The following is an 11854-nucleotide window of genomic DNA, read 5'->3' on the forward strand; positions in this document are numbered from 1 at the left end:
ACTGAATTGACTTGTGAATAGAACGGGGGCGCCTGCGCCCCCTTTCGTCATGTCAGATAACTGTAACAATCAGCGGCTAAGGCGCTACTGAAGAAGTGAGCGTCAATCTTGGGCACCAGCGCAAATCAACCCGGTCACGCCGGCTCGGAGCTTGACGGCGCGCTGTCGCAATGCCGATCCGCCTTTATCGCCATCGCCGGGTTCAGTGCGATCCTCAATATTCTGGCGCTCACCGGCTCCATATTCATGATGGAGGTCTACGATCGCGTGTTGCCCAGCCGGAGCGTTCCGACGCTGATCGGCCTCCTGATCCTGGCGATGACGCTCTATGTTTTTCAGGGCCTGATGGATGCGCTTCGCGGCCGGCTGCTGGTCCGTATCGGCATGCGGCTCGATCAAATCATGTCGGATCGTGTCTATTCGACGGTGATGCGCCTGCCCATCCAGGCGCCGAAACGCGGCGCGTCGATCCAGCCGCTGCGTGATCTCGACACCATCAGGAGCTACTTGTCGGGGCCGGGGCCAACCGCCTTCTTCGATTTGCCGTGGGTACCGTTCTATCTCGCGATCTGCTTTGCCTTTCATGTCTGGATCGGCGTCACCGTGCTTGCAGGTGCGCTCGTTCTGGTATCGCTGACGTTGCTGTCCGAACTGCTGGCGCGGAATTCGTCGCTCGATTCGAACCGGGTCGGCAATGAGCGGGCGCGGCTTTCCGAGACCAGCCGGCGCAATGCCGAAGCCTTGACGGCACTCGGCATGACAGGTTGGGTCTCGCGTCGCTGGCAGACCCTAAATCGCCAGTTCCTGTCGGGGCTCAACCAGTCGAGCGACCTTGCCGCGGGGCTCAGCGCGGTCGGCCGCTCGTTCCGCATGATGTTGCAATCGGGTGTGCTGGCTGTCGGCGCCTACCTCGTCATCAACCAGCAGGCGACGGCCGGCGTCATCATTGCCTCGTCAATCCTGTCGGCCCGTGCGCTCGGTCCGGTCGATCTCGCGATATCGCACTGGCGCAGTTTCGTCGGAGCCCGGCAGGCGCGCCAGCGTCTCAATCAACTTCTCGCCTTGCTGCCGATCCAAAGGGCGCCGACGGCGTTGCCCAGGCCGCAGCGAAGTCTCAACGTCGATAATGTCAGTGCTGCACCGCCGGACGTGCAGCGGGCGGTTGTGCAAGAACTGACCTTTGCGCTGAAGGCCGGCAGTGGTCTTGGGGTCATCGGTCCGAGCGCGTCCGGGAAATCGTCGCTGGCGCGCATTCTGGTCGGGCTGTGGACGCCGGCGCGCGGAACTGTCCGGCTCGATGGCGCGACCCTTGATCAATGGATGCCCGACGACCTTGGCCGGCACATTGGCTACCTTCCCCAGGACGTCGAACTGGTCGAAGGCACAATTGCCGAAAATATCTCGCGGTTCGATCCTGAGGCCTCGCCTGACGGCATCATCGCGGCTGCCAGAGCCGCGGGCGTCCACGAACTGGTTCTGGGTCTGCCATTGGGCTACGACACCCCGATCGGCGAGCAGGGATCGGCGCTATCGGCCGGCCAGCAGCAGCGCGTTGCGCTGGCGCGGGCCCTGTATGGCGATCCGTTCCTCGTCGTGCTTGACGAGCCGAATTCAAATCTCGATGTCGAAGGCGACGAGGCATTGACGCAGGCCATTCTCAATATCAGGGCCCGCGGCGCAATCGTGATTGTGGTGGCACATCGTCCGAGCGCGCTCGCCGGCGTGGATCATGTGCTGGCGCTCAACGGCGGGCGGCAGCAGGCATTCGGTCCCAAGGACGAGGTGTTGGCAAAGGTGTTGCGGCGTGATGCTGCGCCTGCCGCTCCGAAGATCGTTCACGCAGCGGCGCAGGGACGGCCATGACGACCGGCACCAGCGAATTCGACGCACGCCCGTCAATCCGGCGCCATATCGTTTTCGGACTGGCCGCGGTCATGCTCGTTGCCGGAGGCATCGGCGGCTGGGCTGCGACCACGGATATTTCGGGAGCGTTGATCGCAGCTGGAAGCGTGGTTGTAGAGTCGAGCGCAAAGAAGGTGCAGCACCCGACCGGCGGCGTGGTCGGTGAGATCGCCGTGACCAATGGCAAGACCGTCAACGCTGGCGATTTGCTGTTGCGGCTGGACGAGACGATGACGCGGGCGAACCTGCAGATCGTTTCGAAAACGCTGGACGAGATGACCGTGAGGCGGGCGCGGCTGCGCGCCGAACGCGACGGTGCCCGCGAGGTCGCCTGGCCCTCCGAATTTCGCGGCAGGCGCGACGAACCGGGCATTCTCGAGTTGATGGCTGACGAGGAGCGCCTGTTTCAGCTCCGCAACACCACGCGCCTTGGCCAGAAGCGGCAATTGCGCGAGCGTATCGCGCAGCTGACCCAGGAAGCGTCCGGCGTCGCCGCGCAGCAGGCGGCGAAATCCCAGGAAATTTTGCTGGTCGAGCGCGAGCTGAAAGGCGTTCGCGAGCTGTGGGAAAAGAATCTGATCCAGATCAACAGGCTCACGACGCTTGAACGGGAGGCGGCGCGGCTCGACGGCGACCGCGCTCAACTCGTGGCAGCGGAAGCCCAGGGCCGCGGCAAGATCGCAGAGATCGAGCTGCAGATAACCCAGATCGATCGCGAGCTGGCGAGCGAAGTCGGCCGCGAGTTGCGCGAGATCGACGGCAAGGCGAACGAGTATGCGGAGCGCAAGGTCGCGGCCGAAGACCAGTTGCGTCGGACGGACATCCGCGCGCCGATTTCCGGCACGGTGCACGAGTTGAATGTTCATACCGTGGGCGGCGTGATCAGCGCCGGTGAGCAGCTCATGCTGGTCGTGCCCGCCTCGGATCGGCTCACGGTGGAAGCCAGGATCGCGCCGCAGGATATCGATCAGGTCAAGATCGGACAGGCCGCAGGCTTGCGCTTTTCAGCCTTCAATCAGCGCACGACGCCGGAGATCAGCGGCACCGTCAGCCGCGTCTCGGCAGATGTGACTGCCGAGCAAAGAACCGGCACGACATACTACACGGCGCGGATTGCGATAGAGCCGCATGAAATCGCGCGTCTCGGCGACGTCAGGCTGGTGCCGGGAATGCCGGTCGAGGTCTTCATCAAGACCAGCGATCGTACCGTGGGCTCTTATCTGACCAAGCCGCTGTTTGATCAGCTGGCGCGGGCCTTTCGCGAGCGCTGATGGCAGATTTGCTCGAAAATTGGGGCAGACGAATGCAAGCTGTGAATGGGTTCCAATGGCAGCCAACCTTGTAGTGTCGCGGCCGCCGTTGTCTTTTTATCGTCCGCTATCAATATGATCCGACGGATATAGCCTTATTCCTGAGGTTGCCCATTGAGGGGGCGACCATTGCTGGCGGTATCCGCATCCAGCGTCGGCCCGGCTTCCCGTAATTTTACTGTCACGAACCTTTTCCGGGTTTCAGCATTTGCTAGGATGGGCTGCTCGGGGCCCTAGACGGGGGTGTCTAATGACGGGACTTGCTCAATTGGCTGTAACACTACGTGACCGCTTTCTTGAGGCGGCACAAAAAGAGCTCGCCGCCTTCGAGCGACGAGAACGCGAATTTTCCAAGCAGGAACGCAAAGAGCGGGCGGCAGAACTGCGGATCCCCGCCGAAAAGTTTGAGCCACACTAGGGAGGGGCTTTTAACAGGAGTTGACCGTCTCCTGAGATGCATCAAGGGATGAACTTTGGCCGCCTTCCGGGGCGGCCTTTGCATTTTGGCAGCAACCCGGCGCCAGATGCACTGGTCGATCCAGCGTGGACCGGATTGTCCAGTTCGACTTGGTTCAGATTATTGATTGAGCTGGGTCATCATTTCGATTTTCAGGACAAGCACAGGCGCAGCCTCAAGACGAGCGATGCCCACATCGCGCGCAGCCGGGCGGGTAGGACGGCACGATCTGGCTCCCGTGGACCACGGTGTCGGTCCATCGACTGCCGGCAGATCGGTCGATCTGAGCTGTCAGATTGTTGTGCTTTTCGGAGTCTGGCTGGGGAACCTGGATTCGAACCAAGACAAACAGAGTCAGAGTCTGTTGTGCTACCGTTACACCATTCCCCACCTAAGCCGCTGATTTCGCACAACTTTTTTTGTAAGTTTTGCAATCAGCGCCAGGAGTTTTGCAAACCCGGCGATTTGCAGGGCCCATATAGCCGGGCCTGCGTTCGCGGTCTAGTCTTCCTTTGTTGGGCTCTAGTCCTCCTTGTTCACAAGACGAAGCCGCTTTTGGCCGTCGGCGCCGACCTTCATCTGATCGCGGAACCGCATGTAATGCTCGACGTTCTGGCGGGACATGCCGATATCGTTGGCGATCTGGTCGACCTCATAGCCTTCCTCGGAGCGGGCGAGGATTCCGGTCCCGCGCAGCCCATGGATGGTCGGATGGTCGGCGTCATCAGGATCGATGTCCCAATCGTATTTCTTGACCTGGGCGCCAACCCATTCTTTCCAACGGCGGCAAATGACGCGGCCTTCGGGTGTATCGGCGAGCCACCGCCCCCAGCGCGCGCGAAGACCGTCGGCCGTGTATTGCGCGCCCTTGGGAGAGTAGAGATACAGATCCTTGCGGAAACGATCGATCGGCTTCAGCCAGCGGGAGTTCGTGAACGTCACCGGCGTTTCGGCCCAGCGGTCGAGTTCGAGCGCGTCGGCAGTGGCAAGCGGAATGTGGAAGGCCCGCCGGCGCTTGCGGGTTTTCTTTGGCCGGCACCATAGGCCGTTGCGATCGCGATGCTCCGGACCCATGCGGATCAGATCGCTTCCGCGCTGGCAGGTCATAACCCGAGCCGCGTCATGCGGACCAGGTCTGGCCACGCGTGCGCGCGAACGTGATCGATCACCCAGGACGGCCACGGCACATGCCCGCGATCAGGGATGTCGAAGTCCTTCACCTTGTCGAAGGGATTAATTTTAGCGAGGTCGAGGGGGATGGCCCAATCCCAGATCGTGCGCCCGACCGACAGCATCTGGTTTGCCATCACCGGCGTTTCCTTCATGGCATCGCGCGCAGTTTGAGCTGCGAGCGGCGTCAGGTCTTTGACGGCCACCATGCCCCAGGTATCATGCGACTCGAAGCGACGCATGGTCACTTCGTAATTCGATCGGGTGCCTACCGATAGTCGCCTGAACTCGTCGCTGCGGCGGTAGCGCGCAATGAGATCGCCGATGGAGCCTGGCGGATATGTTGTCGGTTCCGATGTTGTGCGGCGCTCGACTTCGGCCCAAAATGCCACCGGCTGAGTGTCGGCGTTCGGTAGTTTGATGCGCTCTCCCTCGCGATCGGTGCCGCGTCCGGGATTCCAATAATAGTACGTGTAGACCTTGCCGTTCGGCTTGCGAACGCTGGTCTTCTCAACGCCCTCAGGCAGCGTCACGCCGGATTCCCTTTTTCTTGCCAAAGTTCGCTGCCCCCAATACGGCCGCATCGGTGTCCGCCGCCTTCTTGCCGGACAGCTTACGGTCTACGTCTTCCCAGCGCCAGCGGGGGGTGCCCGAAGGGAACGTGTCGCACGGTGGGGGCAGGCGACCCTCCTTCACCCATTGATCCCAAGTGTCCGTCGAAATTAGCAATTCGGCCGCTCCGGTTTCCCGGTCGACATAGGCCGGCGTCCGATCGCCCCGAAGCAAGTTGTCCGTTTTGCGCATTGTCATTCGAGCTTACCGGAGGGTTGGCCACCTTTTCGGCGGCCTTGGCATGGTTGTCATCTTGTCGCGCACCAGCACCGCGCAGGGCTGGCCTTTGCGGCCGATCCTGTCCAGCGATAGATGTATGGGAACACTTGCGGAGTCGTAGGACTCTCATCGCAAACTTGGCGAGGAGTTGTCCCCAGCGATCGCGCTCAGGTCACCTGCGACCAGACGAGGTACATGCACTTGCGTTTTCGCTAATCGAAAAAATGTCGGACGTGTTGATCATCCCGAGCATCATGCTCAGGTGACGCCAAGAGTGGAACGGCGGCTATAAACTAATCGTACGATTGGGTGCCACGGCGAACAAAAAGGAGAGAAGCTGCCCCCGGTTTTGATTGTCGAATTTTTCGGCGTAAGGGGCGATGCACGCAGCCCGCTCTGACAATGAAGGCGCTTTGCCGATACTTGGGGCGAGAGCCCACCGCGACCGCAAACAGGGCTCTGGACAGCTATCGATTTCGTTGTTGGTTCGGAAAGCACTCGAACCTGCAACCAGACCGTTATGAGCGGCGGGATAACGATCGGCTTCGTTGATGTTGCTGTCTTTTTGTCCCAATCCGATCGCGTACGTTGCGCTTCGGTTGGGTCGTTTCTGGTGCGAAACTGGTGCGGTCACGCCTGCTCGTGCAGACGAGTCGGGATTGACATCTATAGGTCTCTATCGCCGAACTCTTTTCAGGATGATCATCGAGCGGATCGACTTGGCCCTCTCAAGGCTGAAACAGGGGTTCGATTCCCCTAGGGAGCGCCAATAAAATCAGGCATTTCTTGAATTTTCCTGTTTCCGGTCCTGCCGTAGGTAGGCACCGGGTGAGCAGCCGGATTGGCTTCGACCCAATAATCCGAATTTCTCCGAATTTTCCGACGCATTTTTTGCCCTTGAAATCAGGCACAACTCTCGATTCTGGCCATTAAAGGAAATTCCCCTTTCTTTTATGGGATGGGAAACGACGGTGCATTTATCCAAATCGACCGCGGTTTCCCTCGACGGAAAACAGCCTTTTGTTACTCGGTAGTCGGAGCCGTGGGGCCCCCCCAAACAGGGTGGGGTACTTATCATAAAAAAATCAGCTACTGCTCCGACTTTTTCATTCTGAAACTAGCCTCGCCGCCGTTCTCCGCAATGAACTCGACGTTAATGCCAAAGGTCTTTGCGACATCGGTCTGATCGGACGGCGGGTCTTCGCCGGGGTATTTGGTTTTGAAATGCTTTGCGAACTCTTCCTTTGATCGATCAAAAGCCTCGTCTTGCAGGCGCAGCCATTTCCTGTGAGGATTTCCTGAGTGCTGGGGTTCGCTCGGCGGACAAAATTCGGGTGCAGAGCGTTCGGATCGCGATGAGCGCTAAACTAGCGCGGTGCAGCGGCATGTCCGGAGTTGGGGGCAGACCGGAAGTGAGCGGCGCACCGTCAAAGTGACGCGATTGACCCTGGCTGTGTAAAAACTCAAAAATCGAAACGCGGCGAAGAATGATATTTTCCAGTTCGACCTCTAAGTTCAATCCGCTTGCGCGTTGAGCGACTAAGGCGGTCTCGGACGAACAACTTCTTCTATCGCGATTGAGCGTCTTCGCGTTTTTACACGGCCAAGACCCATAGCGGACCTGACGCAGGAGGCGTCGGTGCCGAACAGTCGAGGCTTCGCGCCTAGTCCTTCGCGGCGGGTACGGGCGGCACCGGCAGAATGATTTCGGAAGCGACCTTCCAGTCCTTCCCGACGCGAAGCCAATTGATGATCATTAGAAACGGCCTGGCTGTTCCATCCTGCCCCGCATAAGAGACCGTGATGTTCATCGGCACGTAGGACTCGGCGACGTCGCGGGTCAGGCCGACAACCTTGAGCTTGGAATAATCTGGCTCGAGCACGACCGGACCGGAGCTACCGATATCGTGGAGCTTCTGATCAACCGCATCGTTGCCCCAAAAGCCGGCCCAGTTCCCCTCAGACTGGATCGCGCTCTTAGCCACCAATAGTGTCGAGGGCGATTGCCAGAACATCCCATGCAGAGCCTTGAAATCGTGGTTATTGGCCAATTCCATCAGCCTGCCGAACTTCGATTTTATCGCGCTGAGGGTCGCAGCATCCAGCGGCTCTTTCCTGACGGCGGGAGCAAACGCGACAGCCCCGGCGGAAAGAGCCGAGGCAGTGAGAGTGACAAGAAGTGTCTTGTACATGCAGGAATGTCCCTTCCGATACTGGCTCGCGTCATGACAACGCCCGTCGCGTTCGTCGATTGGTATGAGTTACCCACTTCCATCGGCCGAAGACGTCATCCAGAACGTTTTAGCTTGCACATTCGCGTAGCAAGGTCGTGATTTTGTATCGAGTGTTCGGGCGACGGCAAGGGCTTCCAAGCTGCCATAATGCAGCAGATAACTCTCCATTTTGTCGTAAGAGATGTGCACGCCATCGGGACGCTCATCGATCAGCACTGTGACTGGAGCATAGGAGCCAGCATCGGGCACGTGCTTGACCATTTCTTTCATGATGAGCGGATTGCCAACCACAATCCGTATTATCTTAGGCGTCTTGGATCCAGTTTCGCGACGCAGAATGTCGCCCAAGTCAAATTCTGCGAAGAGCATAAGGTCCGTTCGGCCGAGGCCGCCATGTACAACGCGTTCCAAATCCGGGAAGGATTTTGTCGCCCTCGTCTCCTTGAAAAATTCGACCATGTTGGGTTGCCCGACCGCCGACTTTAGCGCGGCCACAACAGCATCGAATGGTTTTAAGCTCGTGAGGCTGAAACGCTCCACCTCGACTTTAGCGATTGTCATTTGTCCTCCGTAACAACTCTCATGGATAAAGTGCCTCTGATCGCGTCGGAACGCGCCAGGGTTCATGCCGCCGCGGGCTGTGCATCTAGGAAGGTCCGGACGTGGCTAACGAACATCTCGTGGTGCTGAAACAGGGCGCCGTGCCCTGAATCGGGATAGAGCACCAGCTGAGCGTTGCCTAGTTCCTTGAACATTGTGTAGGCGTTGTTCGCAGGCAGCATGGTGTCGTGGCTGCCGCTGACCACAAGAGCGGGCTGGCGGATGGCACGCAGAATGGCGTGCCCGGGATCAGGTGTGGCGCACCAGGTGATCAGCGCCTTGGCCTGCGGATCGGTTACCGCGCGGCCGTTATCTGTGTCCCGATCGTCCTTACGCACCTTCGTCCGCTTCAGGAAGGCCAAGCCGGACGACCGGCTGGCGGACGAACTCGTGAAGAACAGCGGCAGGCGGGGGTCCGGCGCATCGGTTTGAGAAAACGCCTGCTGCAAAACCGCTAACAGGTGCTCCTCTCCGCCTTTTGGCGCGGTGCCGACGAGGATGAGCTTCCGGACCAGCCGTTCGTGCTCGGCGGCGATCTGTTGGGCGACGCAGCCGCCGAGAGAAAAGCCCAGCAGGTCGACCTCAGAAAGGCCAAGCAGATTAATGAAGGCGACAGCATCTCTCGCCATCGCTGCGATATTGTCAGGCGTTTGGCCAGTCGAGCGACCGACCCCGGCGTTGTCGAACGCGATTACAGGGCGATCGGTGGCGAGAGCGTTGACGACGGCGGGATCCCATGCGTCGATGTTGCCCGAGAAGTGCTGCAGGAGAATCAGCGGCGTTCCGGTAGCGGGGCCGAGGCGGCGATAGGCGAAGCGGATTTTGTGGCCCTCGATGTAACGGGTCGGCGCCGTTTCGAGCGCGGCAACGTCCTGGCTCGCGATGTCGAGTTGAGTCATGTCATCCTCCGGATGCTTGGAATAAAATAAGTCGAATGGGGGACCGGTGTGGCAACGACCGAAACCTTCCTCCAGGATGTCGCTGGCGCTTCCGCGGCCCTGGCTGGTTTGCGCCATCGCGGTCCGAGGCGTTCTGCATTCTCCGAGCGAGCGTGCGCGCTCCCGGCGCGAAAGCGCCGGGAGCGGTACCGTCACTTCGCGAGCGCTGCCTTTTCGATGACCTCAGCGACTTGCTTCGCATGGACAACGAGCGAGGCATGACTGCCTGCGACTTCCGTCGTCTGAGCCTTGATCCTGGCTGCGAACGACTTCTGGGCCTCGGGCGCGAGGACTTTGTCCTTCGTGCTAATGACATAGAACGTCGGCTTGTCATGCCAGGCCGCAATGTCGACGGGGGCTTCGAACGCAACGTGGTTCAATGGAAGCTGCGAGTTGGCCAGGTGCTCAGCGATTTCGGGAGGAAGGTCAGCCGCGACGGCTGACGGAAACACTTTGGGATCGATGTACAAATTACCCTTCGCGTCGGGATGGATCGCTTTGCCGCCTTCGGTCGGCGGGCCGGCCTTTGCCAGCGACGCCAGGGATTCGCCTACCTCCGGCGCGAAGGCAGAAACATAGACCAGCGCCGAAACCTTGGGATCGTTGCCGGCTTGCGTGATCACCACGCCACCCCAGGAGTGGCCGACCAGAACGGTCCTGCCGTCCTGCTTCACGAGCGCCTGTTTGGTGGCATCGACGTCAGCGGCGAGCGAAGTGAGGAGATTTTCCACGAGCGTGACGTTGTAACCTTTCTTCGTGAGAATATCGGCAACGGGCTGCCAGCTCGTCTGGTCCACGAAAGCGCCGTGCACGAGCACGATGTTGTGGGCTGCTCCCTTGGGCAGTTCGGCGGAATGGACGGAGCCGACCAATGTCGTTCCGGCCAGGAGTACGGTGGCGGCTGAGAGGAGGATATTTCGCATTGATTTTTCCTGTTGGCATGTCGGACGAGTACAGTCCGGAGGAATGGACAGGCGTTTCCAGCAAGGTCGCGGTTTTTCCATCTGCCATTGGCGAAATGGTTGCCGTACGTGACGTCGGCCCGCCGCGACATGACCTAGTTTGCCGACCTTTCGGACGATAGAGATCAATCGTCCGGATGTTGTGTCCAATCGTCCACGGGTCTAGTGTCGGCGACATGGATATACTCGCCCAAGTGCTCGATCGCGTTCGTCTCGGCGGGACGCTGCTCTTTCACTTCGAGCTCGGCCATCCCTGGCATCTTGAGTTGCCGGCGCGCCCCTACGCTCTGTTTCACTATCTCAGCCAGGGCTCAGCGGCCCTCGCGCTCGGACAGGGACAGGAAATCCAGATGACCGAAGGCGATTTTGTCGTCATCACGCGCGGAGAGCCCCATGTGTTTTATTCGGATCGCCGGGCCAAGCCTTTGCGGATTATGGATATCGATCGATCGTCGCCACGTCTTGGCGTCGTTCGTCACGGCAGCCGTGCAAAGCCGCTCTCGACCATGATCTGCGGCAATTTCACGGTGTCACGGCCGCTGTTTGGCAGCGTGCTGGAGTTACTTCCGCCCGTGCTCTTGCTGAGGCCGACGGCGGACGGTGGTTGGCTTGAAGCAATCCTGCGCCGCATGGTTAGCGAGTCCGCGCTCGAGCGTCCTGGCCAACGCGTCGCGCTTTCACGACTCACGGAAGTGCTCTTTGTCGAGGTGCTCCGAAGCTGGATCGCGTCTCTCAGTCCCGGACAAGGCGGCTGGCTCGGGGCCATATCTGACCCACATATCGGACCGGCGCTCAAGCTGATCCACGAAAACCCGGAGCTTCCCTGGACCCTGAGCGACCTTGGCAAGCGCGTGGGGCTCGGCCGCTCGGTATTTTCGGCGCGCTTTACCAAGCTCGTCGGCCAGTCCATGCACCGTTATGTGATCGAACGCCGGATGGCGGAAGCGGCGTTCCTGCTGGAAACCAGCGATGAGCCCATCGCACGTATCGCCAGCCGGGTTGGTTACGAGACAGCGGCGGCGTTTTCGAAGCTATTCCATCGATATCACGGCCTATCACCTGGCCGGTACCGAACATCCCGTCGCTCTAACAGCGGCGAAAGGCAAGGGGACGTTCAGGAAGCAGCGGTCGCCGATTAGCCTTGTAGCGGCCACCCCACGGCGGGTCCGCTTATGGCACTTTTCGGAAGTGGTGGTCCCGAAGCGTGATGTCCGCAGTTAGGGGAAGACCGGAAGTAGTCGACCGACGACCAAGATGACGCGATTGACCCAGAGCCGAAGTTAGGTCCCGCTGGTTATTAGAGCGATCCCTCCCGCTCACGCTCCCTTCAGAAATGCTTCGAGGCGCTCGTTGGGTATTCCATCGTCGTTGCTGTCGGTTTTTTGCGTTTTACAGGTTTTGAGCCAACTCGACCGGGACCCCGTAATAGTCGGCTCCGGCCGATCTGAAC

General features: G+C 59.9%; 11 protein-coding genes, 2 tRNA genes and 1 pseudogene. 5 read left to right on the plus strand and 9 right to left on the minus strand.

The window, feature by feature from the left end; all coding sequences use genetic code 11:
• Positions 1–108: 108 nt before the first annotated feature.
• The 3 genes from AC0QUY_RS12870 to AC0QUY_RS12880 all read left to right on the plus strand — a co-directional run bounded on the left by AC0QUY_RS12870 (position 109) and on the right by AC0QUY_RS12880 (position 3630).
• On the plus strand, positions 109–1863 hold the full coding sequence (locus AC0QUY_RS12870; RefSeq protein WP_475387093.1) for a type I secretion system permease/ATPase: 1755 nt from the start codon (positions 109–111) through the stop codon (positions 1861–1863).
• A complete protein-coding gene (locus AC0QUY_RS12875; protein WP_475387094.1) occupies positions 1860–3173 on the plus strand; it encodes an HlyD family type I secretion periplasmic adaptor subunit in 1314 nt (437 codons plus the stop codon). Before AC0QUY_RS12870 ends, AC0QUY_RS12875 begins: the two co-directional genes overlap by 4 nt.
• 289 nt (positions 3174–3462) lie before the next feature.
• Positions 3463–3630 (plus strand): hypothetical protein, encoded by a 168-nt coding sequence (locus tag AC0QUY_RS12880; RefSeq protein ID WP_475387095.1) that lies wholly within the window; start codon positions 3463–3465, stop codon positions 3628–3630.
• 355 nt (positions 3631–3985) lie between these two features.
• Here AC0QUY_RS12880 and AC0QUY_RS12885 read toward each other — a convergent pair.
• The 4 genes from AC0QUY_RS12885 to AC0QUY_RS12900 form a co-directional block, all read right to left on the minus strand.
• Positions 3986–4059: transfer RNA gene (locus AC0QUY_RS12885), tRNA-Gln, on the minus strand.
• 132 nt (positions 4060–4191) lie between these two features.
• Positions 4192–4776: a hypothetical protein gene (locus AC0QUY_RS12890; RefSeq protein ID WP_475387096.1), complete on the minus strand. Its 585-nt coding sequence runs from the start codon at positions 4774–4776 to the stop codon at positions 4192–4194.
• On the minus strand, positions 4773–5372 hold the full coding sequence (locus tag AC0QUY_RS12895; RefSeq protein WP_475387097.1) for a hypothetical protein: 600 nt from the start codon (positions 5370–5372) through the stop codon (positions 4773–4775). Before AC0QUY_RS12895 ends, AC0QUY_RS12890 begins: the two co-directional genes overlap by 4 nt.
• The gene (locus tag AC0QUY_RS12900) at positions 5359–5643 is read right to left on the minus strand and encodes a helix-turn-helix transcriptional regulator (RefSeq protein ID WP_334386838.1); all 285 of its coding nucleotides are present in this window, start codon (positions 5641–5643) and stop codon (positions 5359–5361) included. The genes AC0QUY_RS12895 and AC0QUY_RS12900 overlap by 14 nt, the downstream gene beginning before the upstream one ends.
• Before the next feature lie 731 nt (positions 5644–6374).
• Here AC0QUY_RS12900 and AC0QUY_RS12905 point away from each other — a divergent pair.
• Positions 6375–6439, plus strand: a tRNA-Glu gene (locus tag AC0QUY_RS12905).
• 895 nt (positions 6440–7334) lie between these two features.
• Here the strand turns inward: AC0QUY_RS12905 and AC0QUY_RS12910 are convergent.
• The 5 genes and pseudogenes from AC0QUY_RS12910 to AC0QUY_RS12930 all read right to left on the minus strand — a co-directional run bounded on the left by AC0QUY_RS12910 (position 7335) and on the right by AC0QUY_RS12930 (position 10655).
• Positions 7335–7862 carry a hypothetical protein gene (locus AC0QUY_RS12910; RefSeq protein WP_475387098.1) on the minus strand — a complete coding sequence of 176 codons (528 nt, stop codon included), beginning with the start codon at positions 7860–7862 and terminating at the stop codon, positions 7335–7337.
• A gap of 109 nt (positions 7863–7971) precedes the next feature.
• A pseudogene (locus tag AC0QUY_RS12915) lies at positions 7972–8465 on the minus strand (DUF302 domain-containing protein).
• Between the two features lie 62 nt (positions 8466–8527).
• Complete coding sequence (locus AC0QUY_RS12920; RefSeq protein ID WP_475387099.1) at positions 8528–9403, minus strand: alpha/beta fold hydrolase; 876 nt, start codon at positions 9401–9403, stop codon at positions 8528–8530.
• A 191-nt stretch (positions 9404–9594) separates the two neighbouring features.
• Positions 9595–10365 (minus strand): alpha/beta fold hydrolase, encoded by a 771-nt coding sequence (locus AC0QUY_RS12925; RefSeq protein WP_475387100.1) that lies wholly within the window; start codon positions 10363–10365, stop codon positions 9595–9597.
• Between the two features lie 164 nt (positions 10366–10529).
• A complete protein-coding gene (locus AC0QUY_RS12930; RefSeq protein WP_475387110.1) occupies positions 10530–10655 on the minus strand; it encodes a hypothetical protein in 126 nt (41 codons plus the stop codon).
• Here AC0QUY_RS12930 and AC0QUY_RS12935 point away from each other — a divergent pair.
• A complete protein-coding gene (locus AC0QUY_RS12935; RefSeq protein WP_475387109.1) occupies positions 10599–11543 on the plus strand; it encodes a cupin domain-containing protein in 945 nt (314 codons plus the stop codon). The two genes, AC0QUY_RS12930 and AC0QUY_RS12935, sit on opposite strands and share 57 nt — an antisense overlap.
• Positions 11544–11854: the final 311 nt, after the last annotated feature.

Source organism: Bradyrhizobium sp. WYCCWR15520 (assembly GCF_056174665.1).

What these genes read in the sequence shown, in the direction of transcription:
- AC0QUY_RS12890 (WP_475387096.1), bottom strand. Translation starts at nt 4,776, where the DNA reads ATGACCTGCCAGCGCGGAAGCGATCTGATCCGCATGGGTCCGGAGCAT.
- AC0QUY_RS12910 (WP_475387098.1), bottom strand. Translation starts at nt 7,862, where the DNA reads ATGTACAAGACACTTCTTGTCACTCTCACTGCCTCGGCTCTTTCCGCC.
- AC0QUY_RS12920 (WP_475387099.1), bottom strand. Translation starts at nt 9,403, where the DNA reads ATGACTCAACTCGACATCGCGAGCCAGGACGTTGCCGCGCTCGAAACG.
- AC0QUY_RS12880 (WP_475387095.1), top strand. Translation starts at nt 3,463, where the DNA reads ATGACGGGACTTGCTCAATTGGCTGTAACACTACGTGACCGCTTTCTT.
- AC0QUY_RS12925 (WP_475387100.1), bottom strand. Translation starts at nt 10,365, where the DNA reads ATGCGAAATATCCTCCTCTCAGCCGCCACCGTACTCCTGGCCGGAACG.
- AC0QUY_RS12875 (WP_475387094.1), top strand. Translation starts at nt 1,860, where the DNA reads ATGACGACCGGCACCAGCGAATTCGACGCACGCCCGTCAATCCGGCGC.
- AC0QUY_RS12930 (WP_475387110.1), bottom strand. Translation starts at nt 10,655, where the DNA reads ATGGCCGAGCTCGAAGTGAAAGAGCAGCGTCCCGCCGAGACGAACGCG.
- AC0QUY_RS12900 (WP_334386838.1), bottom strand. Translation starts at nt 5,643, where the DNA reads ATGCGCAAAACGGACAACTTGCTTCGGGGCGATCGGACGCCGGCCTAT.